This window comes from Shewanella waksmanii (genome assembly GCF_043643685.1).
Lineage (GTDB): Bacteria > Pseudomonadota > Gammaproteobacteria > Enterobacterales > Shewanellaceae > Shewanella > Shewanella waksmanii_A.
Genome location: NZ_JBHZSN010000002.1, coordinates 421482 through 445179 on the forward strand (window position 1 = coordinate 421482; position 23698 = coordinate 445179).

General features: G+C 44.5%; 26 protein-coding genes. 21 read left to right on the forward strand and 5 right to left on the reverse strand.

The features are described 5' to 3' along the window. The first annotated feature begins 46 nt into the window (after window positions 1–46). Window positions 47–583, forward strand: a complete 537-nt coding sequence (locus tag ACHUFW_RS04680) for a YaeQ family protein (protein WP_394200980.1) — start codon at window positions 47–49, stop codon at window positions 581–583. A gap of 203 nt (window positions 584–786) precedes the next feature. After that, window positions 787–1029 carry a YecH family metal-binding protein gene (locus ACHUFW_RS04685; RefSeq protein WP_394200982.1) on the forward strand — a complete coding sequence of 81 codons (243 nt, stop codon included), beginning with the start codon at window positions 787–789 and terminating at the stop codon, window positions 1027–1029. 41 nt (window positions 1030–1070) lie between these two features. On the opposite strand, the gene ACHUFW_RS04690 is transcribed toward ACHUFW_RS04685, so the two are convergent. The 5 genes from ACHUFW_RS04690 to suhB all read right to left on the reverse strand — a co-directional run bounded on the left by ACHUFW_RS04690 (window position 1071) and on the right by suhB (window position 4489). Continuing rightward, on the reverse strand, window positions 1071–1418 hold the full coding sequence (locus tag ACHUFW_RS04690; protein ID WP_394200984.1) for a replication protein RepA: 348 nt from the start codon (window positions 1416–1418) through the stop codon (window positions 1071–1073). Beyond that, on the reverse strand, window positions 1405–2073 hold the full coding sequence (locus ACHUFW_RS04695; protein ID WP_394200986.1) for an AAA family ATPase: 669 nt from the start codon (window positions 2071–2073) through the stop codon (window positions 1405–1407). Before ACHUFW_RS04695 ends, ACHUFW_RS04690 begins: the two co-directional genes overlap by 14 nt. Window positions 2074–2169: 96 nt before the next feature. Next, entirely contained in the window at window positions 2170–2472 is a 303-nt protein-coding gene (locus ACHUFW_RS04700) for a PilZ domain-containing protein (RefSeq protein ID WP_394200989.1), read from the reverse strand. 138 nt (window positions 2473–2610) lie between these two features. Then, window positions 2611–3009, reverse strand: coding sequence for a phosphate-starvation-inducible protein PsiE (locus tag ACHUFW_RS04705; protein ID WP_394200991.1), 399 nt, complete (start codon window positions 3007–3009; stop codon window positions 2611–2613). Between the two features lie 676 nt (window positions 3010–3685). Continuing rightward, window positions 3686–4489 carry an inositol-1-monophosphatase gene (gene suhB, locus ACHUFW_RS04710; protein ID WP_394200993.1) on the reverse strand — a complete coding sequence of 268 codons (804 nt, stop codon included), beginning with the start codon at window positions 4487–4489 and terminating at the stop codon, window positions 3686–3688. Window positions 4490–4643: 154 nt separating this feature from the next. Here suhB and trmJ point away from each other — a divergent pair, with 154 nt between their 5' ends. From trmJ to purF, 19 genes are all read left to right on the forward strand, one after another. Further along, window positions 4644–5390 carry a tRNA (cytosine(32)/uridine(32)-2'-O)-methyltransferase TrmJ gene (trmJ, locus tag ACHUFW_RS04715; RefSeq protein ID WP_394200995.1) on the forward strand — a complete coding sequence of 249 codons (747 nt, stop codon included), beginning with the start codon at window positions 4644–4646 and terminating at the stop codon, window positions 5388–5390. Between the two features lie 27 nt (window positions 5391–5417). Beyond that, the gene (cysE, locus tag ACHUFW_RS04720) at window positions 5418–6239 is read left to right on the forward strand and encodes a serine O-acetyltransferase (RefSeq protein ID WP_394200997.1); all 822 of its coding nucleotides are present in this window, start codon (window positions 5418–5420) and stop codon (window positions 6237–6239) included. 216 nt (window positions 6240–6455) lie between these two features. Further along, window positions 6456–6917 (forward strand): Fe-S cluster assembly transcriptional regulator IscR, encoded by a 462-nt coding sequence (iscR, locus tag ACHUFW_RS04725; RefSeq protein ID WP_028773063.1) that lies wholly within the window; start codon window positions 6456–6458, stop codon window positions 6915–6917. 80 nt (window positions 6918–6997) lie between these two features. Next, window positions 6998–8212: an IscS subfamily cysteine desulfurase gene (locus ACHUFW_RS04730; RefSeq protein ID WP_394200999.1), complete on the forward strand. Its 1215-nt coding sequence runs from the start codon at window positions 6998–7000 to the stop codon at window positions 8210–8212. A 39-nt stretch (window positions 8213–8251) separates the two neighbouring features. Further along, entirely contained in the window at window positions 8252–8635 is a 384-nt protein-coding gene (gene iscU, locus ACHUFW_RS04735; protein ID WP_394201001.1) for a Fe-S cluster assembly scaffold IscU, read from the forward strand. Between the two features lie 13 nt (window positions 8636–8648). After that, window positions 8649–8972 (forward strand): iron-sulfur cluster assembly protein IscA, encoded by a 324-nt coding sequence (iscA, locus tag ACHUFW_RS04740; RefSeq protein WP_394201003.1) that lies wholly within the window; start codon window positions 8649–8651, stop codon window positions 8970–8972. An 18-nt stretch (window positions 8973–8990) separates the two neighbouring features. Then, window positions 8991–9512 (forward strand): co-chaperone HscB, encoded by a 522-nt coding sequence (gene hscB / locus ACHUFW_RS04745; protein WP_394201005.1) that lies wholly within the window; start codon window positions 8991–8993, stop codon window positions 9510–9512. Between the two features lie 65 nt (window positions 9513–9577). Continuing rightward, on the forward strand, window positions 9578–11440 hold the full coding sequence (gene hscA / locus ACHUFW_RS04750) for a Fe-S protein assembly chaperone HscA (RefSeq protein ID WP_394201007.1): 1863 nt from the start codon (window positions 9578–9580) through the stop codon (window positions 11438–11440). An 8-nt stretch (window positions 11441–11448) separates the two neighbouring features. Next, window positions 11449–11790 (forward strand): ISC system 2Fe-2S type ferredoxin, encoded by a 342-nt coding sequence (gene fdx / locus ACHUFW_RS04755; RefSeq protein ID WP_394201008.1) that lies wholly within the window; start codon window positions 11449–11451, stop codon window positions 11788–11790. 281 nt (window positions 11791–12071) lie between these two features. Next, a complete protein-coding gene (gene iscX, locus ACHUFW_RS04760) occupies window positions 12072–12272 on the forward strand; it encodes a Fe-S cluster assembly protein IscX (RefSeq protein ID WP_394201010.1) in 201 nt (66 codons plus the stop codon). 264 nt (window positions 12273–12536) lie between these two features. Beyond that, window positions 12537–12968 carry a nucleoside-diphosphate kinase gene (gene ndk, locus ACHUFW_RS04765; protein WP_028773055.1) on the forward strand — a complete coding sequence of 144 codons (432 nt, stop codon included), beginning with the start codon at window positions 12537–12539 and terminating at the stop codon, window positions 12966–12968. Between the two features lie 113 nt (window positions 12969–13081). Beyond that, window positions 13082–14212, forward strand: a complete 1131-nt coding sequence (locus ACHUFW_RS04770; RefSeq protein WP_394201013.1) for a 4-phosphoerythronate dehydrogenase — start codon at window positions 13082–13084, stop codon at window positions 14210–14212. A 2-nt stretch (window positions 14213–14214) separates the two neighbouring features. Continuing rightward, a complete protein-coding gene (locus tag ACHUFW_RS04775) occupies window positions 14215–15231 on the forward strand; it encodes an aspartate-semialdehyde dehydrogenase (protein ID WP_394201015.1) in 1017 nt (338 codons plus the stop codon). Between the two features lie 192 nt (window positions 15232–15423). Beyond that, window positions 15424–18387 carry a FimV/HubP family polar landmark protein gene (locus ACHUFW_RS04780; protein WP_394201017.1) on the forward strand — a complete coding sequence of 988 codons (2964 nt, stop codon included), beginning with the start codon at window positions 15424–15426 and terminating at the stop codon, window positions 18385–18387. Window positions 18388–18556: 169 nt separating this feature from the next. Further along, complete coding sequence (gene truA, locus ACHUFW_RS04785) at window positions 18557–19342, forward strand: tRNA pseudouridine(38-40) synthase TruA (RefSeq protein WP_394201018.1); 786 nt, start codon at window positions 18557–18559, stop codon at window positions 19340–19342. 37 nt (window positions 19343–19379) lie between these two features. Then, window positions 19380–20645, forward strand: a complete 1266-nt coding sequence (gene folC / locus ACHUFW_RS04790) for a bifunctional tetrahydrofolate synthase/dihydrofolate synthase (protein WP_394201019.1) — start codon at window positions 19380–19382, stop codon at window positions 20643–20645. Between the two features lie 11 nt (window positions 20646–20656). Then, the gene (dedD, locus tag ACHUFW_RS04795) at window positions 20657–21310 is read left to right on the forward strand and encodes a cell division protein DedD (protein WP_394201021.1); all 654 of its coding nucleotides are present in this window, start codon (window positions 20657–20659) and stop codon (window positions 21308–21310) included. 217 nt (window positions 21311–21527) lie between these two features. After that, window positions 21528–22016, forward strand: coding sequence for a CvpA family protein (locus tag ACHUFW_RS04800; RefSeq protein ID WP_394201142.1), 489 nt, complete (start codon window positions 21528–21530; stop codon window positions 22014–22016). A 104-nt stretch (window positions 22017–22120) separates the two neighbouring features. Further along, window positions 22121–23635 (forward strand): amidophosphoribosyltransferase, encoded by a 1515-nt coding sequence (gene purF / locus ACHUFW_RS04805; protein ID WP_394201023.1) that lies wholly within the window; start codon window positions 22121–22123, stop codon window positions 23633–23635. Window positions 23636–23698 lie beyond the last annotated feature (63 nt).

The following is a 23698-nucleotide window of genomic DNA, read 5'->3' on the forward strand; positions in this document are numbered from 1 at the left end:
TGCGTAGAAAAAATCCTATTTATACATCAATGAGAATTTAGTCATCATGGCGCCAAAAGCGACAGTATATAAAGTTAATTTGCAAATAGCGGACATGGATCGTGGTTATTATCAAGATCATTCATTAACAGTAGCCCAGCATCCATCAGAGACTGACGCGCGCATGATGGTAAGGTTGTTGGCTTTTGTGCTTAATGCCGATGAAAGGTTGGTATTCAGTAAAGGCTTGTGTGTGGAAGATGAGCCAGAATTGTGGCAAAAATCATTGGCCGATGAGATTGAGCTTTGGATCGAGTTTGGCCAGAGTGATGAGAAATGGTTACGCAAGGCCTGTGGACGTTCGAAGCAAGTTAAGTTGTACGCCTATGGTGGGCGGGCTGTGCCGATTTGGTGGCAGCAAAATCAACTGGCATTTGAGCGTTACCAGAATTTGCAGGTATGGAATATTGACGAACAGGCGGTTGCAGAAATGGCTAAGCTCGTCAGTCGAAATATGAGCTTGCAGTACAATATCAGTGATGGTGAAGTTTGGCTTTCGAGTGATGACGGGAGCGTGCATATTGTACCCGAGCAACTCAAGTAGCTAAGGCTGTTCCCATTGCGTAACTAAAGCCTACCTGAGGCCTAACTAAGGCGTCAGCTCGATAAAATGATAGTGAAGGACTTGGGTTGTTGATAACCATGTTGATTTACATTTTGTTGTATTAGATGCGAACTAGATCAAAGTAACTGCGGCGTATTCGAGCTATAACATACATATTATTTATAGGTTATGTGGAGTTATTAATGTCTGATTCTATTCATGGTCATCAAGTGATGGAGTTAATGCTATCGTTAGGTCGCCCAGTTACCAAAGCTGAGCTTAAAAGCATGATGAGTGAGCAATTTGGTGAACAAGCCCGTTTTCATACCTGCTCAGCGAGCGAAATGAATGCTGAACAATTGATTGCATTTTTAGATGCCAAGGGCAAGTTTATTGCATCTGATGATGGTATTGAGACTGCAGCAGACCGTATTTGCAATCACTAATCTGCTGATTGTATTGCAATTATAGCCGGAATAAAAACCCATTATTCTTGGCTGTTTTGCAAAATATGCTCGAGTTCCTCAGCGGATTTTTTATCGAAATCCGCTATCATTATTCGTATCAACTTTGATTTAGCTTGCTGGGTTTGCTTAGCTAGGCTGTTTAAGTGTTCGATACTGGACTCTGTCAGTGTGAAAGTGGCGTGCTTGTAGATTTTGCTGGTGCGCTTTTTGGATTTGATAGATTTTGATGCTGGCTGCTTTTTTGCTGTTAGCGCTAGCTTACTAGGCTGACCAAACGCATAATTGTTTGCATCCTCAATGAATTCGTCCACCGACATTTTAGTTCGCGGTGTTTTATTTTTACGCTTTTTAAGATCAGTTAAGCTCATAAGAGTTTTCTGGTGGTATGGCGAATAGTTCGTCAGCGATTGCCCGGATTTCAGTAGCGGCCTTACCATCAGGTTCTATTTCTATTACCGATGAACCTTGCTCTTCACTGTCATCATAAATATTACGATTGAATGTTACTGCATCCAGTACACGCAGCCCAAAAGATTGTACGACCTCTTTGGCCTCTAAGATTCGTTTGAATTGACTCGGTAATGCAGGGCATTGGGTCATCACAACTGTTGCGACCATTTTAGGGTTAACCATTTTACAGGTGCTAAGCATATCTTCCATATGCGGTAAGGTTTTTAGGTCACGGCGTTTGGGTCGTAAAGGTAAAACTACGTAGGTAGCGACCGACATGGCGGCCCGCATTGCTAAGTTGTCTTGACCGCCGCAGTCAACGATAACGTAGTCGAAGCGTTCGTCTAGGCCCAGTAGATCGTTACGTATTTTGCCATAGAGTTGAATACAGTTGATTGCGGGCAAATCTGGGTCTTCATTACGTGCTTGAATCCAATCAGATGTTGTGCGTTGGGGATCGCAGTCAACCATAAGGACATTTGCTTGAAACTTTTGAGTGATATGCACTGCGATATTTTGTGCCATACAACTCTTTCCGGCACCACCTTTTTCTCCACCTACCAACAGTATCATTATGCTGCCTCCCATGACTTTTTATGGCATTACTATCCCCTCGCCATAAAAGTATAGAACAGCCCTGATAAGCTTGCTTGATTCTAAGTAATTAATTTAAATCAGTTGAATCGCAATGTGATAGGCTAATTCATGGCATTTAATACAACGACAGACTTGGCCTTTAATGCTGTTTTGTTTGTCTGTGCCTTCATTAAATGTGATAACTAAAAGTTGACCAAGCTCAAAAGCTTGTTTGTATTCGATTAACGCACCACGTCTTGCCAAATCAATACAGATCCCTTCATCAGTGTGGTTGCTACCTTGTGCATCATTCCAATTTAGGATAATACGCTCAGCTTCCATATCGACTCTAAGTGATTGTCGGCGCTCTTCCTGTTCGGTTTGGCTATCAACCATATGACTCATCCTTTTGTGATTGGCGGCTAAATTTCAATCGGTTATTGACTAAACTTAGCATAAAATGCCTACATTGTAAGCGTGCAACAAATCAAGACGAGAATGGCCACTATTAGTGGCCATTTTATGGGGGAATGATTAATCTTCTTTACGTGGGTAGGGCAGTTTGAGCTGTCCCCAGCGTATAACAATTACCGTTGCAGCAAGGATGAGTGTCGACACGGCAATGGCGACAATACGCCAGTCATCCATGCCTTTCATATCTAAAATCAAATAACGAGCTAATGCCACGATAGCAATATACAGCGGCATGCGAACCGGGAGTTTGCCTGACTCGGCGTAGTTGGCAACCATGGCCAAGACTTCGAGGTAGATAAATAGCAGTAGGAGATCTGCAAGTGCAACAGCACCGACATTCACAATATGGGCAATTTCTTGTCCAATAGCGATGATGGTAGCGAGGGCAATAATAATCAGTACAAAGTGCTCAACGGCTTTGAGGCTCTTTGAGCCGTACTTGCTATAGAGGTATCCCATTCAGATCTCCAAATTGTTATTTTTGTTGATGGTAACAACATTTTGGTTTGGCGCTAAATAATTGATCGTGATACCTATCACAGAACAAAACACTCATGAAGCATTTGAGTTAGCGTTACCTATCAAAGATTGAAATTCAGTGCAATAGATAGAGTGTAGGTTAGATTTTATCCAGGGTGAGTAAAGAGATGTGTTGGTGGGTAATACCAATCAGCATAAAGATGTGATCGCTCAGAGAGAGTTTAGCGCTTGTGAGACAAGGTCATTAAATGCTCCTCGGTAACTGCTCCTACGTTACTCTACCTCCTATATCCCTATAGTCGTGCATTAATGACATTTACCACATCTGACCTCCAGGGATGGAGGAAATGTCTTATGACTGTCAGGAACAGTCAAGACCATGTGGCTTGCAACGAATGAAGGGCATAGTTACTCTAGGTTCAAGTTCGTTTACACAGTATCATAAGCGCTAAAACTCGCCCTTTGGGCGCTTTTTTGGCTGCCTACTTCTTTGTTGAATAACTTCCCAATAGAACCACTATTACTTAAGTTATTCGTCTCGAACTCGTTTGCCAAAAATAGCTCTGAGTAGATCACTTTCTTATGCCGATTGATATAACTTGTGCTTTAAACAAAAAAACCGCCTAAGTAGGCGGTTTTTTAAATTAAGCTGTATCTAGCGCTTAAGACCGTCGCTCAATAAAGGACGGAAGTTTTTCACTAGTGACACTGTTGCTTTAGGCGCACCGGCAATGATGTTGCCTGAGGTGAAATAGCCGTGGCTGCCAACAAAATCAGTCACTGTGCCACCAGCTTCGCGAACGATAAGTTCACCAGCGGCGATATCCCATGGCTTAAGACCAATTTCAAAAAATGCATCTAAACGACCAGCACCAACGTAGGCTAGATCTAACGCGGCAGAGCCTGCACGGCGCAGATCGGCACAACGACTGAAGGTATCGCCAAGCAGCTTCATGTAAGTTTCGCTATGTTGTTTCGCTTTGAAAGGAAAACCTGTTGCTAAAATAGTGTCGTTTAGATCTTTAGCGTTGCTTACGCGGATACGGAAATCGTTTAACTTAGCGCCTTTACCGCGCACAGCGGTAAATAGTTCATCGCGAACAGGATCGTAAACGACGGCAACTTCAGTCTTGCCTTTGTGTTGAACTGCGATTGAAACCGCAAAATGGGGAATGCCTCTAACAAAGTTGTTAGTGCCATCCAAGGGATCAACAATCCAGACGTAATCTTTATTCTCGCCTTTGTTCTCACCACTTTCTTCACCAACAATGGTGTGGTCAGGGTAAGATTTACGGATTTGATAGGTAATAGCAGCTTCAGCTTCTTTATCTACATTGGTAACAAAGTCGTTGATACCTTTGGCGCTCACTTCTACACGATCAAGTTCGGTAAAAGCACGCATAATTGTTTGGCCGGCGGCACGAGCGGCACGCACAGCAATAGTCTGCATCGGATGCATTACTAATCCCCTGGATGTTAAAGAACAGATATAAATAATCGGCGCGCATTATACCTGTTTTATTGGTTATATCAAATATTGATTTTTCTATAAACGAATCAGCATCGCTGTGATACCATCGCAGATTCTGTTTTATAGATTAAAAAGTCATTTCATGCTCAGCAATATTCGTGTCGTTCTTGTAGGTACATCTCACCCTGGTAATATCGGTTCAACTGCCCGCGCAATGAAAACCATGGGGCTCTCTACGCTCTACTTGGCTGAGCCAAAGGTTGAGCCTGATGGTCATTCTGTGGCTTTAGCCGCGGGAGCGTCGGATATTTTAAAGCATGCCGTCACTGTAGATAGTCTAGCTGATGCGATAGCCGATTGCAGTTTAGTGATTGCTACTAGTGCCCGCAGCCGCACGCTAGACTGGCCAATGCTTGATCCACGCCAAGCGGGAGAGAAGCTGGTTGGTGCTGCGTTAGATGGCCCCGTCGCTATCGTATTTGGACGGGAAAACAATGGGCTTACCAACGAAGAGCTACAAAAGTGTAATTACCATGTCGCTATTCCTGCTAATCCTGAATACACCTCATTGAACTTAGCGCAGGCGGTGCAAATCATCTGTTATGAAGCGCGTGTCGCGCATTTAAACCTAACACCGGAAACGGTTGAGGCGACAGAGTACCCATTAGCGAAAGAGCAAGAGAACTTCTTTGAGCATTTAGAACGTACCTTGTTATCTACAGGCTTCATTGTAAAGCAGCATCCAGGACAAGTGATGACTAAATTACGACGTTTATTTAGCCGCGCAAGGATTGAGGCTGCGGAGATGAATATATTACGCGGCATATTAACCTCAGTAGATAAAAAGGCTGCCATCGCCAATAAACAAGATGAGCAACAAAACTCGTAGCGATAAGTGATAAGGACGAACAAGAGTATGGGTGTGATAGCAAGATTAAAGGACGATATCAGTTCCATTTATCACCGTGACCCAGCGGCAAATGGCACCATTGAGATCCTGTTGAATTACCCTGGCATGCAAGCCATATGGATCCATCGCGTCAGCCATAAACTTTGGCGTCGCAAATGGTGTCTGACGGCACGAGTATTATCGACTTTTTCTCGCTGGTTAACTGGTGTCGAGATCCATCCCGGTGCAACCATAGGCGATCGATTTTTTATTGACCACGGCATGGGTGTGGTAATTGGTGAGACCGCAGAGATTGGTAATGACTGTACGTTATATCACGGCGTGACCTTGGGGGGAACGACTTGGCAAGCGGGTAAGCGTCACCCAACCTTAGGTAATAATGTGGTGGTTGGTGCAGGTGCCCAAATACTTGGCCCAATTACTATGCACGACGGTGCAAGGGTTGGCTCGAATTCTGTGGTAGTGAAAGAAGTACCTAAAGACACTACCGTGGTCGGTATACCTGCACGGGTGGTTGCCAAACCGACAGAGCAGTCAAAAGAGCATTCAAAACGCCGCACTGAAATGGCGAAAAAATATGGTTTCGATGCCTATGCGGTATCGCCAGATAATCCTGATCCGGTTGCCAATGCCATTGGGCAGATGCTGGATCATATGCACTTGATGGACTCTAAAGTTCAAGAGGTTTGTCAAGCGGTGCAAAGTTTAGGTGGCAGTGTCTGTACCGAGAAGTTACCTGAGCTTGAAGTCGATGAATTTAGTGATGCTGAGTTAGCCGCGGCCAAGAAGCGCCAAGACGCAATAGATGAGTTTGATCCCATTATCTAATAAATAGTGGGACAAATTGACACTAGTCATTGAATCTTGATGCAGAAACAGGTTAAATACCCCAGCGAAATGGCAGGGTATTCCTGTTGATGCATCACATCGACTGAAATTGCCAACTGCCAATAATACCTGACTAAAATACTAGGTTAAATACTTGACTAAATTACTAGGGTATGTTTCAATTCGGCTTAAGCATTCTTCTAAGCAGTGGTATCTATGAAACTTACTTCCAAAGGTCGATACGCAGTCACGGCAATGCTAGATGTCGCTATGCACTCTACAGCGGGCCCCGTTCCACTTGCTGACATTTCTGAACGTCAGGGCATCTCCCTTTCTTATCTTGAACAACTCTTTGCAAAGTTACGTAAACATGGATTAGTCTCGAGCGTGCGAGGTCCAGGAGGCGGTTATCGTCTCGGTTCAGATGCACAAGAAATCTCTGTCGGTATGGTTGTGCGCGCAGTTGATGAGTCGGTTGATGCCACTCGCTGCCAAGGTCTAGGTAATTGCCAAAGTGGCACTCGCTGCCTCACTCACTCATTGTGGGGTGACCTAAGTAAACAGATTTCAGACTTTTTAAACGGGATTAGTCTTGCCGGATTGATGAACAAGCGTGATGTGCAGTTTATTTCAATCAAACAAGACAAGATTCAACAGGAACAAAGAGTGTCGCATTAGGCCTTTTTGTTATTATATAAAAAATATTATTTGTACGTGGTATATGGCCAATGTCTTGGTCATTGAGTACGGAGTGTGAGATGAAGCTTCCTATTTATTTAGATTATGCTGCAACGACGCCAGTTGATCCTCGCGTTGCAGAAAAAATGATGCAATGTATGACGATGGACGGTAATTTTGGTAACCCAGCGTCACGTTCACATCGTTATGGTTGGCAGGCTGAAGAAGCTGTCGATATTGCGAGAAATCAAATTGCTGATTTGATTAACGCAGATCCACGAGAAATCGTGTTTACATCTGGTGCGACAGAGTCTGATAACCTTGCGATTAAAGGTGTAGCTCACTTCTATCATAAGAAGGGCAAGCACATCATCACCAGTAAGACTGAACACAAAGCAGTACTTGATACCTGTCGTCAACTAGAGCGCGAAGGCTATGAAGTGACTTACCTAGAACCTGCTGCAAACGGTATTATCCCACTCGATAAAATCGAAAGCGCAATGCGCGACGACACAATTCTTGTCAGCATTATGCACGTCAATAATGAGATCGGTGTTATCCACGATATCGATGCGATTGGCGAGTTATGTCGCAGCCGTAAGATCATTTTCCATGTCGATGCAGCGCAAAGCGTTGGTAAGATTCCTGTTGATGTGCAGCAAACAAAAGTAGACTTGCTATCTATCTCTGCTCATAAAATGTATGGACCTAAAGGCATTGGTGCTTTGTATGTTCGTCGTAAGCCACGTATTCGCCTAGAAGCGACAATGCATGGTGGTGGACATGAGCGCGGTATGCGTAGTGGTACGCTTGCAACCCACCAAATTGTTGGTATGGGTGAAGCTGCAGCCATTGCTAAAGCTGATATGGAGTCAGACAACGCACGTATCCGTCGTTTACGCGACAGATTATGGAATGGAATTAAGCACATTGAAGAGACGTATATCAACGGTGATGTTGACCAAAGATATTGCGGTAGCCTCAATGTGAGCTTCAACTTTGTTGAAGGTGAGTCATTAATGATGGCATTGAAAGACTTAGCAGTATCTTCGGGCTCTGCCTGTACCTCAGCAAGTCTAGAGCCTAGCTATGTACTACGTGCATTAGGCTTGAATGATGAAATGGCACACAGTTCGATTCGTTTCTCAATTGGTCGTTTCACGACTGAGGAAGAGATTGATCATGCAATTGAGACCATTGATAAGTCTATTGGTCAATTAAGAGAGATGTCGCCACTTTGGGAAATGTTCAAAGATGGTATCGACCTCGATAAGGTGCAGTGGGCACACCACTAAACCTGATCAATAAACGAATTAAAAAATTGGAGCAATATCATGGCTTATAGCGAAAAAGTAATCGATCATTATGAAAATCCTCGTAACGTTGGCTCATTTGAGAAGGATGACCCAAGTGTTGCGACCGGTATGGTAGGCGCACCCGCTTGTGGTGACGTGATGAAATTACAACTTAAAATCGATAACGAAGGTGTTATCGAAGATGCGAAATTTAAAACCTATGGCTGTGGTAGCGCCATTGCATCTAGCTCACTGGTTACTGAGTGGGTTAAAGGAAAGACAATTGCTGAAGCTCAAGCAATCAAAAATACCGACATTGCTGAAGAGCTAGCACTGCCACCTGTTAAGATTCACTGCTCTATTTTAGCTGAAGACGCCATTAAAGCGGCGATCGATGATTATAAGGCTAAAAACGAGAAGTAATACTGGAGTTACGATGGCAATTTCTATGACACCTGCAGCGTCCGAACGAGTGAAAAGTTTCCTCGCCGGTCGCGGCAAGGGGATCGGACTGCGTTTAGGGCTAAAAACCTCAGGTTGTTCGGGCATGGCATATGTACTCGAATTTGTTGATGAACTGAACGCAGATGATGAAGTTTATGATATCGATGGTGTTAACATCATCATCGATGCCAAAAGCTTCATCTATCTACAAGGTATCGAGCTCGACTTTGTCAAAGAGGGATTAAACGAAGGTTTTCAGTTTAATAACCCTAATGCCAAAGGTGAGTGCGGCTGTGGTGAAAGTTTTACCGTTTAAGTATTAAGTCCGATATACATGAACTATTTTGAGCTGTTTAGTTTAACCCCATCGTACCGTGTGGACACCGCTATACTTGCTGAGCGCTATCGTGAATTACAACGCGCAGTGCACCCTGATAAGTTTGCCAATGCAAGCGAACAGGATAAGCGAATGGCGGTGCAACGTACTGCACAAGTCAACGATGGTTATAGCACCTTAAAACATCCCATCTCGCGTGCTGAATACATGCTGAGCCTACAGGGCCTAGATCTGAGTCACGAGTCTACGACCGTCAAAGATATGGGCTTTCTAATGCAGCAAATGGAGTGGCGCGAGTCACTAGAAAGCGTCGCTTCCCATGCAGACCCAGACGAGTTGATTGATGACCTGCATGATTCTTTTGCGAGCTATGCCAAACAGATCAGCACTGAGCTAGAAAATGTGATTGAAAGCCAAGATAAAGATGAGCTTAATGTTGCTGCTGACTTAGTACGTAAATTGAAGTTTATGGCTAAATTACAAGATGAATTGGCCCGTATCGAAGACGCATTGTTATAACTCGCTTTCACTCTTTACTAAACCCAATGTAGAATTGGGTTTTTATTTTTTTAAGTTGGACCATTATGGCACTTTTGCAGATTGCTGAACCCGGCCAAACCGCTGCGCCGCACCAACATCGACTGGCTGTCGGAATAGACCTTGGCACCACTAATTCTCTAGTTGCCGCCGTTCGCAGTGGCGAAGCAAATACGCTAGCAGATGAAGCTGGCGATCATGGCTTACCTTCTGTTGTTCATTACCAAGCTGACTCGGTATTGACCGGTATCGCAGCAGAGCAAAAAGCCACCCAAGACCCGCATAACACAATCGTTTCTGTTAAACGATTTATGGGACGTAGCTTGGCGGATATTCAAGCGACCTCACACACATTGCCCTACCAATTTGAAGCCACCACTAATGGCTTACCGTTATTTGTCACCAAGCAAGGCAATGTTAATCCCATTCAAGTTTCAGCTGAAATCCTACGTCCCTTAGTTGACCGCGCTGAAAAAACCTTAGGCGGTGACTTAGAAGGAATTGTTATTACCGTTCCCGCATACTTTGACGATGCGCAGCGTCAAGCCACGAAAGAAGCGGCAGGTCTGTTAGGGGTAAAGGTTTTACGTCTATTGAACGAGCCAACTGCGGCAGCCATTGCTTACGGGTTAGATTCTGGTCAAGAAGGCACTATCGCGATTTATGATCTAGGTGGTGGAACGTTTGATATTTCAATTCTGCGTTTAAATCGTGGTGTATTTGAAGTGTTAGCCACAGGTGGTGATTCAGCGTTGGGTGGTGATGATTTTGATCAAGCCATTTTTAACCATTTACTCGACACCTGGCAGTTATCCAACCTGCAAGCTGGTGAAAGCCGTCAACTGTTAGTTGAAGCACGCCGCATTAAAGAAGCATTGACAGATAACGACCAGGTCGATGCTAGTCTAGTATTAAGTTCGGGCGCAGCTCATTCTTGTACAGTGACTAAAGATGAGTTTGAACAGTTAATTAGCAAACTTGTTCGTAATACCATAAGCAGCTGTCGACGTGCATTACGTGATGCTGGTATCGACGCGAGCGAAGTGCTTGAGACGGTTATGGTAGGCGGATCTACTCGCGTACCGTTAGTGCGTGAAAAAGTGGCTGACTTTTTCGGTAAAGCGCCACTGACTTCTATCGACCCTGATCGAGTCGTCGCCATCGGTGCTGCTATCCAAGCTGATATTTTAGTGGGTAACAAACCAGAGTCGGATTTGCTGTTGCTTGATGTACTGCCGTTGTCTTTAGGGGTAGAAACTATGGGTGGCTTGGTTGAGAAAGTGGTGTCACGCAATACCACTATCCCCGTTGCTCGCGCTCAAGAATTCACTACCTTTAAAGATGGTCAAACGGCCATGGCGTTCCATGTGGTACAGGGCGAGCGAGAACTGGTTGATGATTGTCGCTCACTTGCACGTTTTACATTGCAAGGTATTCCACCGATGGCGGCCGGCGCCGCGCATATTCGAGTGACCTACCAAGTCGATGCGGATGGCTTGTTGAGTGTTACAGCCATGGAAAAGTCCACTGGCGTTCAGGCAAGTATTCAAGTTAAACCTTCATTTGGCTTGACCGATGAAGAAATTGGCTCAATGCTGAAAGACTCTATGGCGAATGCGAAGCAAGATATTGAGCGACGTATGTTAGCTGAGCAACAAGTCGAGGCAGCTAGGGTGATTGAAACCTTAAGTGCTGCGTTGGCAAAAGATGCGAATTTACTTGATGAGTCTGAAAGACAAGCGATAGAAGCTGGTATGGCTCAACTGGCTGATACAGCTGCTAATGGTGATGCAGATGCGATTGAAAAAGCCATTGAAGCGCTAGACGAAGCAAGTCAATCTTTCGCTGCTAAGCGAATGGATAATTCTATTAAATTGGCTCTTAAGGGCCAATCTGTTGACAATATATAGGTGAGGTTATGCCGCAAATTGTATTTTTACCCCATGAAGAGTTGTGTCCAGACGGGGCGGTAGTCGAAGCCGAACAGGGCGAAACAGTGCTAGATGTAGCATTACGAAATGGTATTCATATCGAGCATGCTTGTGAAAAGTCTTGTGCGTGTACCACTTGCCATGTTGTCATTCGCGAAGGTTTTGATGAGCTTGAAGAAAGCGATGAGCTGGAAGATGATATGCTAGATAAAGCTTGGGGTTTAGAACCTGAAAGCCGTTTATCTTGCCAATCACGAGTGCCAGATAGCGATTTGGTGGTCGATATTCCTAAATATACCATTAACATGGTTAGCGAAGGCGAACACTAGATCTAGTTGAGCTTTTGCAATTGAATTTGCTGCTAGATAAAATGTGTATCTTCTGCCCTTAACAATCAGTATCACTATTGTGCTGTAGTTAGCGTTAGGGCGTAGAAAAAGCGAGTACCAGTTAAATAAACTATTTACCTGCACTAGTTAAATGTACGCATTCAAATCTAGCTGCGATGATAAAAGCCGGCATTATGCCGGCTTTTTTGTAGATAGATTTTTCTGTGGACGGGCAGCAACTATACTTTTTAAATCGTTTGCTAATCGTTTATGGAGCTGTCATGAGTTTGAAATGGATAGACACCCTAGATATTGCGCTGCTGCTATTGGAGGCGCACCCGCAGCAGGACCCAACCCAGATACGTTTTACCGACCTGCATGCTTGGGTATTGGCCCTCGATGAGTTTGATGATGTACCTGATCATTGCAATGAAAGGATCTTAGAGGCCATTCAACAAGCTTGGATTGAAGAGTTTGATTAACAATGGCAATGGACAGCTGAATAATGGCATTACAACATAAATAGGGCTGATGGTGACGTAAATTTAAAGCGAAAATGCATTTGGATGTTGTGATTATGCCTGTGCAGTATCATTAACGATGACAAATTAGGCTTATGTCCACCTTAGGTAAGACGAATGTGGGATTAAGTCACAGAAGCCGTGTTATAAAGGTAGGATTTTGCGTTTTTATTTCGTATAATCCGCGCGAATTTATAAAACCTGTTTACTTAAAGGAAGCTAGTCATGGCTATCGAACGTACTTTTTCTATCATTAAGCCCGATGCAGTTGCTAAAAACCACATTGGTGCAATCTACAACCGTTTTGAAACTGCTGGCCTGAAAATCATCGCTTCTAAAATGGTTCACTTAAGCAAAGAGCAAGCTGAAGGTTTCTACGCTGAGCACAGCGAGCGTCCTTTCTTCGGTGCACTAGTTGCTTTCATGACTTCTGGTCCTATCTGTGTTCAAGTACTAGAAGGCGAAAACGCAGTTCTAGCTAACCGTGAAATCATGGGTGCGACTAACCCAGCTGAAGCTGCTCGTGGTACTATCCGTAGCGATTTCGCTGACAGCATCGACGAAAACGCAGTTCACGGTTCAGATGCAGTAGCGTCTGCTGAGCGTGAAATTGCTTACTTCTTCAGCAACGAAGAACTTTGCCCACGTACTCGTTAATCCGAGTCTTGGTCGATAGAAAAAGAGCCCCAGTGGCTCTTTTTTTGTATGTGAAATTTGTATTTGATATTGTCACCTTCGCGCGTTGAACAGGAAAGTTGAGAGCCCTACTTATGAAAATTGTTGCTGATGAGAATATGCCCTATGTGGACGAACTATTTGGCCAGTTAGGTCAGGTTATCAAGGTCGATGGGCGAAAACTGCAAGCAGAGCAATTAGTTGATGTCGATGTTTTATTAGTTCGTTCAGTCACTAAGGTTAATGCTGAGTTGTTAAGCCAAGCTGAGCGGCTAGCATTTGTTGGCACCGCAACCATTGGTATGGATCATCTTGACGAAGCTTACTTGCAAGCCAAAAACATTCCCTATACTAATGCACCAGGCTGTAATGCAACCGCTGTTGGAGAGTACGCTTTTATTGCGATGCTGGAGCTAGCCAGTCGCACTCAGGCTAATTTGCGTGACAAATGTGTCGGTATTGTCGGTGCGGGTAATACAGGCAGCGCGGTGCAACGTTGCCTAGCAGCCTATGGCGTAAAAACACTGCTGTGTGATCCGTTCTTACAAGGCAGTGATGATACTCGAGAATTTGTCAGTTTAGATACCTTAATGGCGCATTGCGACGTTATCTCTTTGCACGTTCCAATCACCCAAACTGGCTCACATCCCACTTGGCATATGTTTGATGAAAAGCGCCTTACACAGCTCAAACAACACACTTGGCTATTAAATTGCTGCCGTGGTGAAGTTATCGATAACACAGCGCTGTTACAAGTTAAACAGCACCGGCAAGATTTAAAGTTAGTGCTTGATGTATGGGAAGGCGAGCCTAACCCTATGCCCGAATTAGTGCCGCATGTTGATATCGCAACTCCTCATATTGCCGGTTACAGTGTTGAGGGTAAAGCGAAAGGCACTTATATGCTCTATTGCGCTTTACTAAAACAGTTAGGCAAACCGGTGGAAATGGAACTCAGTCAGTTGTTACCTCAGCTTTGGGTTGAGCAGATTAATTTGACTGAGGCACCTTCTGAAAAGGCACTATTAACTTTGTTACGGTTTGTTTATGACTTACGTGATGATGACCAATTATTTAGACAAAGGTTTCTAAATAACAATGGGTTTGATCTTATGAGAAAAAATCACAAGCATAGACGTGAATTTAGCGCCTTAAGGGTAGCCAATAGCGCAGGTTCTGATGTAGATTGGTTGCTCAAATTAGGTTTTTCAGGAGTCGGTCAGTAATTATGTCGCAAGAATATAACGTAGTCGTATTAGGTGCATCGGGCGCAGTGGGTCAAACTATGATAGAGATCCTAGAAGAGCGCAATTTCCCGGTTGCAAATTTGTACCCATTAGCCAGCAGTCGTAGTGCCGGTGATACGGTAACGTTTCATGGTAAACAGGTAGAAATTCTTGACGTAGATAAGTTTGACTGGTCACAAGCGCAAATCGGATTTTTCTCAGCAGGAGGAGATGTGTCAGCTAAGTGGGCACCGATCGCTGCTGAGAATGGTTGTGTTGTTATTGATAACACTTCGCACTTCCGTTATGACATTGATATCCCGCTTGTTGTGCCTGAGGTTAACCCAGAGGCGATTGCTGATTTTCGTAACCGTAATATTATCGCAAACCCAAATTGCTCAACGATCCAAATGCTGGTGGCATTGAAGCCAATTTATGATGCCTTCGGTATTAGCCGCATCAATGTTGCTACTTATCAGTCGGTATCCGGTTCGGGTAAACAAGCTATTGAAGAGCTGGCTAACCAGTGCGCTAAGCTGTTGCAAGGTCAGCCAGTAGAGCCTAAGGCTTATCCTAAGCAGATCGCGTTTAACGTGTTGCCACAAATTGATAAGTTCATGGATAACGGTTACACCAAAGAAGAGATGAAGATGGTCTGGGAAACCCAGAAAATCTTTGGTGATGACAGTATCGTCGTTAACCCTACCGCAGTGCGTGTTCCTGTGTTTTATGGTCACTCAGAAGCTGTGCACCTAGAAACGCGTCAACCGGTTGATGCAGAAGACGTGAAATCTGTGTTACGTGGCGCTCAAGGCATCGAATTATTTGAATCGGACGAGGAGTATCCAACGGCGGTGACTGAGTCAGCGGGCACCGATCCGGTTTTTGTTGGCCGAGTACGTAAAGATATCTCCCATGAAAACGGCATTAACTTGTGGGTAGTCTCTGATAACATTAGAAAAGGTGCAGCACTCAATAGTGTACAAATCGCTGAAGTCTTGATCCGCGATTATTACTAATTCTAATACGGTTATCCTGCTAAATTGTTCGAAAAGCCTGCATCTTGCAGGCTTTTTTGTTGCTATCAGTTGTTTTTGAATTGTGAATAGTAGCAGGGTATCCAAAACTGGTTTATAGTAATCTCAATAAATACAATTGCCTAAAGCATTGCCGCCAAACACTGTGCAAATGCGCTAGAAAGGGAAGAATGGATGAACTTTCGCACGACGTATCTCGTTGGCCTTATGGCCGCTGGTCTCCTTGTTTTTGCTAATAATTCCACTGTTAATATCGCAAATGCCGCAGAGCCTTTAAAAATAACAGGCCCTGATGGCCAGGTACGTCAAACGTCCAGTCAATATGGCCCGACACGTTCTTCAGACACTTTCTGGAGTATTGCTCAAAAATCACGTCCAGATAGCTCAGTCACGATTTATCAGGTGATGGCTGCCATTTATGATGCAAATCCACACGCATTTTCAAGTGACAACTACAACAGCTTAGAACGCGGTATGATTCTGTTAATCCCTTCGAAAGAAGTGATGTTACAGATCCCGGCTTCATTAGCCAAAAAGCGCGCCGAGCGAGACGATAAAGGCTGGAAGGCGGCACAAACCAATACAACACCTGCAGTAACAACCACAGAACCTGCAGAACCTGCAAGTACCTCTCCGGTTCCACCAACGCCAACGCAGCTTCCCGAGGTGGTAGATAATAGTGCTGAGTTAGCTGAAGTGACTAAGCAGCTAGAATTAGCTCAACAAAAAAACCTGCAACTCACCGATGAGTTAGCGAGAGCACAAGATCAGTTAGATGTGGGTGGTGCAGATACCCAGAGCTTAAAAGAGCAAATCGAACAGCAAGACGTACGAATTCAAGAGTTAGAGGAAGCACTACAGCTTCAGAAAGAGCAGCAAGCATCACTGGTCACGGAAAACCAGATGCTGCAAGAGCAAATCGATAAGTTACAAGTACAAGCGGTTGAAGAGCCAAAGAACTTATGGCGTACCGTAATGGATAACCCCTTGTATTTAGTATTGGGTGCCTTAGTGCCGGGTTTACTGTTATTGTTGCTGATTTGGTTGTTGTTGAAAAAGCGCAAAGACAACGCCGAGTCTGAAGATGCTCAGGAACAAGACAGCGATAAGCCGCTTGAGAGCGAAGCACCGGCAGCTGTAGCAGACAGTGAGCCTGTGGCCGCAGAAGCCGATGAATCGGCGATGGCGGTGCATCTTGATAATGAAGAAGATGAGTCGATTGATTCGCTGATGAAGGTTGATGATAACGTGCTTCAACCAGAAGCCGATATGGTCGATGATAGCAGCCAAGTTGATATGGCCGAGGAGATGTTTGTTGACGGTGGTGATAATGCAGCGACAGAGGAAGAAGGTGATGAAGGACAGTCACTAGACGATCTGTGGGCTGAGGCCATGGGTGAGCAAGAAGAGGAAGAATCGAAAACCGAAACCGTACCCCAAGAGGATGATTTAGATGCGTTACTCGCCGATCTAGATACCCCAGCAGCTCCAGCAGAAGTAGAAGAAGATGCACTTGATACTCTTCAAGCAGCTACTCTTGAAGCGGATGCACTTGAATCGGATGCTCTTGAATCGGATAGTCTAGAAACCGAATTCCCGGAACAGGCTGATGAGCAAGAAGCCGCTTCCGAAGATCTTGATGCCTTGCTGGCAGAGTTTGAAGAACCTAAGTCTCAATCTGATGAGCCGGACTCGATGGTATCAGACGATGAGCAAGATTTAGATAGCCTGCTAGCTGAATTTGACGAGCCTAAAGCAGAAGATAGTGCTGAGTTAGATACTGAACAAAGTGACGTAGATAGTAGTGAAGATCTTGACAGTTTGTTGGCAGAATTTGATGAGTCAGTTGATACCGCTAATGAGGCTCAAGATGCGCCGCAAGCGGGTGTCGAGCTTGAAGAAAACACGCAAGCATTAACAGCTATTGACTCAGAGATTGATGAGACCGAGTTGCTGCAACAAGATGAAGTGTTGTCTGACGATAAAGTACAAGATAGCCCCCATGAAACCGTGGCAGGTGATGAGCAACTTGATGAGTTACTTGCTGAGTTTGAACAGCCTTCGCCAGAAGCTACAGATGTCGACGATGTGTTAGCTGAAGAGCAATCTGCTGCAGAGATTACCCCAGAGGTTCAGGAGCTAGCACCGTCTGTTGATACACCTAGCGAGGATTTGACCGATGCTATCGCCGCAGAGCTTGAGGACGATTTACCGGCCAATGATACTGATGCGCAATTAGATGAGTTGCTTGCTGAATTTGACAAGCCCGCAGAAGAAACGCCACCTGCACCTGAGCTTGACAAAGAGGTTGGTGACGCAATCGCCGCTGAACTTGACGGTGAATTGGCTAGCGATGACACCGAGCTTGATGATTTACTCGCTGAGTTTGATATTGATGCCGATGCGCTAGATATTGAAGAGGAAAGTGACAGCAATTTTGCTGATTTAGCCAAACCTGGTAGCGGTGAGGAAAACCCTGCTGCTGACAGTGATGTTGCATCAAGCGACCCTGCACTCGATGCATTACTTGCTGACTTAGAGTCGGTAGAACCGCAAGCTAATCAAACGGATTCGGGTATTTTTGATGATCTAAAAAGTGATAAGTCCCCCAGTGACAATAGCTTAGATTGGGATGGGGATGCGGGACTTGATTTTGAATCTTTCTCAAACAGTAAGCAAACCGCGGTAGAAGATTCACAAGCTGATGGCGATGATGTTGACGCCTTTAGCATTGATGATGATAAGTTAACGGTAGATGAAGCCTTAGCAGCTTTAGAAGCAGACAGTGAGCCTGCAGCGCAAGCTGTTTCTGAGCATGATTTAACCTCTTTCCAAAACGATAATGGTTTTATCGACATTGATAAGTTGCTTAACGATGCGGATGAAGAAACCGTTGAAGTTGACCAATACAAAGAATTAGATGTCGATATGGGAGAAATTGATAACCTAATGGGCAACGCCTCGATGGTTGATGTGGATGATGAGGAAAATTCAGTTAATGCTAAGCTAGATTTAGCACGTGCGTATATCGAAATTGATGATAATGACAGTGCTAAAGCATTACTTAGGGAAGTTGAGCTAGATGGCAATGAGCGGCAAAAAGAGGAAGCTGCCAAGCTGATTAATGATCTGAATTAGTCGATTAGCTTAACATCTAATAAAAAACGGCGCGAATGCGCCGTTTTTTGTACAAATAGGGTTAGCAAGCAGTGAATTGCTGCTGTCGAATTTAGGTGGTTATGGTAGAATTCGCCGCCTAATTTAGATGCTCAATTGGGCTGATTTACATCAGATATAGGAAAATCACATGCGCGTTGCACTAGGCATTGAATATGACGGCAGTGGCTATTTTGGCTGGCAGCGCCAAGCCGAGGTCGATTCTGTTCAGCAGCAATTAGAACAAGCTCTATCCTTCGTTGCCAATGAACCGATTGCTGTGCAGTGTGCTGGTCGAACTGACGCAGGTGTGCATGCAACCGGTCAAGTGGTTCACTTTGAGACCAACGCAGTACGTAAACTGAGTGCATGGACCTTGGGCGTGAACGTTAACTTGCCTGACAACATCGCTGTCCGCTGGGCGACCGAAGTTGATGATGATTTTCATGCCCGATTTAGCGCCACAGCCCGCCGTTACCGTTACATGATATACAATCATCAGTTGCGTCCTGGCATTTTGCGCTCAGGAGTGAGCCATTACCCAGGCGATATCGATGAAAAATTGATGCATCAAGCTGCGCAGTCATTATTGGGAGAGCAGGATTTTACCAGTTTTCGTGCTATCCAATGCCAATCAAATACTCCGTTTCGGTGTGTCCATGAAGTCAATGTGACACGCCAAGGTATGTACATTTGTGTTGATATTAAGGCCAATGCGTTTTTGCACCATATGGTGCGTAATATCGTTGGTTCTTTGCTTGAAGTGGGTTACGGTCGCCAACCGGTAACTTGGATAGCCGACTTATTAGCGCTAAAAGATCGCACTCAAGCAGCTGCTACGGCAAAACCGAATGGATTGTATTTGGTGGATGTCACGTACCCTGAGCAATATCAATTGCCTAAGCTCGCATTAGGCCCATTGTTTATGCTTGATTAATCGCTGTTTATATTATTTATCTGTTCGAGGCTAGCCTGTGAAATTAACCCAACAAACCAGCTTGAATCAATGGTTGGATCATTTACTTGAGCTTCATCCAACTGAAATTGATATGGGGTTAACGCGTGTAAAAGAGGTGGCTAAGCGCTTGAACTTAGGTGATTTGTCACCCAGTACTGTTATTACCGTAGCCGGTACTAATGGTAAAGGCAGCACATGTGCGATGTTGGAAAGCATTTTACGCCAGCACCAGCTTACTGTTGGCGTATATAGCTCGCCTCATATGCTGCGCTACAATGAGCGTGTGCGTATTAACGGTGTCGATGCAACGGATCAAGCGTTAGTTGATGCATTTTGCGCCATTGATGAAGCAAGAGAACAGATATCACTGACTTTTTTCGAATATGCTACGCTGGCAGGGTTATACCTATTTAAAGTGGCCAAGCTTGATGTGGTGTTGCTCGAAGTGGGCTTAGGTGGCCGTTTAGACGCGACCAATATCATTGATGCTGATATCGCCGCGATCACCAGTATCGACCTTGATCACCAAGAGTATTTGGGCGATACCAGAGAGTTGGTTGGTCGAGAAAAAGCAGGGGTGTTTAGGCCCAATACCTACGCCATTGTTGGTGAGCCAAATTTGCCACAATCGGTTGTAGAATACAGTCAGGCAATACAAGCTCACCTCTGCGCTGTAGGTCAGCAGTTTAATTATCAGGTTGCTGATGACACTTGGGAGTTTTCAGGACAACACGTTAAGTTTACTGAGCTGCCGAAGCCGTCTTTACCTATTGCCAATGCTGCAACTGCATTAGCAGTGTTAGAGCAATTATGGCCCGATTTACCTATTGCGACGGTGAAACAAGGGTTAGAAAAGGCATCATTAGCTGGTCGACTAGAATCGATTTCTCAGGCGCCAAAGGTGTTACTTGATGTGGCTCATAATCCCCATGCAGCACGATATTTAGCGTCACAATTACAACAGTATCAACATAAAAGGGTGTTTGCCATTTGCGGTATGCTCAAGGATAAAGATTGCCACAGCGTGTTGGGGATTATGTCTGAGGTGGTTGATCATTGGTATCTCACCGATTTAGCTTGTCCACGCAGTGCTAAGGCGTCTGAGTTACAGGCATTATTAGCGTCTAGCCACGTTGCAAGTAGTCAGGTATTTCCTAATGTTGAGCAAGCATGGGACAGCTTAACCGAGCTATTAAACAAAGATGATGTGGTAATTATTTTTGGCTCATTTTACACTGTTGCAGAGTTTAAAGCGTTGAAAAATCAATTTGTACAAAGCTAAAGGGTATTTCATTGTCTAGTCAGTTTCAAAATCGCCTAGTTGGCATTATCGTGTTGGTGGCATTAGGTGTGATCTTTTTGCCTGATATTTTAGATGGCAAAAAGCAACACCAAGAAGAACAGTTTGCTGAAATCCCACTGCGCCCTGACATTAAGGTTGAACCACTGCCGCAAAATGAATTTGAAACTGTTGAGCTGGGTGAAACTGAAAATCAGCCATCTGATGCATCAGCCGACAATGCTTCGGCGAATAATGTGCAGGATAACAATGTGCAGGATAATAATGGCGCGGGTGAATGGAAGATAGTCACCAATGAGACAGAGGTTGTAGAGCAAGCGAGCCGTCAACTGAGCGCAGAGAAGCCAAAGCCTGAAGTGAAACAAGAGCCTGTTAAGGCGAAACCTCAAGTTGCTAAGGCATCAGCGTACACCTTGCAGCTAGGCAGCTTTAATAACGCCAATAACGTAAAAGCGTTAGTAAAACAGTTGCGAACCAAAGGGTTTACTGCCTATACCATTCCTGAAACCCCCGTGGACGGTCAGTTAACTAAAGTATTTGTTGGTCCAGACCTGTCTCGAGTCAAACTAGAAAAAGTGCAAAAGCAAGTGGAGCAGGTCACTAAGCTCAAGGGTAGGGTGATTGCGTATAATCCCGTCGAAAGATAGCGTTTCGTATACAGAACACTAAAGCCTTTTAGTAAAACATACTTAATAAAGCCGCGAGTTTGCCCTTGCGGCTTTGTTTTATATACAGTTATTGTCATCCGGGCGGTAACGATACTCAGGGTGCCGTGATCAATTTATCTGTGACTAGGGGGTGAGAATCTATTCTGTCTCTGGTAAGATCGCGCCGTCTTTATGTCATGCTGGATCATCAATTTCAATGGTTTGGATCGATTACGCCATTATCGCTGTTATCGGGTTGTCGACTTTAATTAGTTTGCTCCGAGGTTTTGCCAAAGAAGCCATGTCTCTTGTTGTGTGGTTTGCGGCTTTTTTCATAGCGAGTCAATTTTATGAAGACCTCGCCGTTTATTTAACTCAAATGCAAGATGAGTTAGTCAGAAATGGCGTGGCAATTACAATACTTTTTGTTGCTACCTTAGTGTTGGGAGCTTTGGTCAATTATTTAATTGGCCAGCTTGTTGATAAAACAGGTTTAAGCGGAACCGATCGCGTACTGGGTTTATGTTTTGGCGCCCTGCGCGGCGCGTTAATCGTTAGTGCAATATTATTTTTCTTAGATGCTTTTACTGGCGCACCCAATACCGATTGGTGGGAAAGCTCAGTGTTAGTGCCTGAATTCGGTGTTGTTATACAATGGTTTTTTGACTATGTAGAAAACACCTCAAGCTTTGTACCTAAATTATAAACTAGGGCGCATAACAAGCGCTCCGGTGCCTTTAATGGCGCCAAGCTGTAAAACGATTTGAATATTATAATTATCAGAACATCTTACAATGAGGAATCCTACCCATGTGTGGTATTGTCGGAATAGTTGGCCGCAGTTCGGTTAATCAACCTATCTATGATGCACTAACTGTATTACAGCATCGTGGACAGGATGCAGCGGGGATTGTTACCGTTGATGGTAGCGCCTTTAGACTGCGTAAAGCCAATGGTCTGGTAAAAGACGTATTTGAGCCTAAGCATATGCAGCGTCTTCAAGGTAACGCTGGTATTGGTCATGTACGCTATCCAACGGCGGGGAGTTCGAGTGCATCTGAAGCTCAACCATTTTATGTGAATTCACCATTTGGTATTTCATTAGCCCACAATGGTAATTTAACCAATACCGTGGCATTGCATGAGCGCTTGGTTAAACAACGTCGTCATGTTAATACCACCTCAGATTCTGAAGTCCTGCTAAATTTGCTGGCCGACGAGCTTCAAAACACCGACAGCCAAGAGTTGAGCGCTGATGAAGTATTCGACGCAGTAGCCAATGTTCACGAGCTTACTCGCGGTGCTTATGCGGTTGTTGCCATGATTATTGGTCAGGGGCTGGTGGCATTTAGAGACCCTTACGGTATTCGCCCACTCGTGCTAGGTAAAAATGAAACTGAACATGGAACCGAATATATGGTGGCATCGGAAAGTGTGGCACTTGACGCCGTGGGGTTTGAAACCATGCGTGACGTGGCGCCTGGCGAAGCTGTGTATATTTCATTAGATGGTCAGTTATATACTCGCCAGTGTGCACAGTCACCAAGCTATTGTCCGTGTATCTTTGAGTATGTTTATTTCGCTCGCCCAGACTCAACTATCGATAATGTGTCGGTGTATGGTAGCCGTGTAAACATGGGAACACGTTTAGGCGAAAAAATTAAGAAAGAGTGGGACGATCATGATATCGATGTGGTTATTCCAATTCCTGAAACATCATGTGATATTGCATTAGAAATCGCTAGAAACTTAGATTTGCCTTATCGCCAAGGCTTTGTGAAAAATCGCTATATTGGCCGTACATTCATTATGCCAGGTCAGCAAGAGCGTAAGAAGTCGGTACGCCGCAAGCTGAATGCGATTAATGCTGAGTTTAAAGGCAAAAATGTACTACTTGTTGATGACTCAGTGGTGCGTGGCACGACGTCAGAGCAAATTATTGAAATGGCGCGCGAAGCTGGCGCTAAAAAGGTTTACTTTGCTTCAGCCGCTCCAGAGATCCGTTTCCCTAACGTCTACGGTATCGATATGCCAACGGCCAGCGAATTGATTGCCCATGGCCGCGATGTGGATGAGATCAGCAAGATCATCGGCGCTGATGGCATGATATTCCAAGATATTAGTGATTTGGTTGAAGCTGTACGTCAAGAAAATCCCGATATTAAACAGTTTGAGACATCGGTATTTGATGGTAATTACATCACTAATGATGTCGATCAGGCTTATCTTGATCACTTGACCCAGTTACGTAATGACGATGCCAAAGCTAACCGCAGTAAAGATATTGGCACTAATTTAGAGCTTCATAACGTTTGTCACCCATAGTTTGCCTTCTTAAAGGAAAGTAAACTGTAAAAAAACCGACCTGATGGTCGGTTTTTGTTGGTA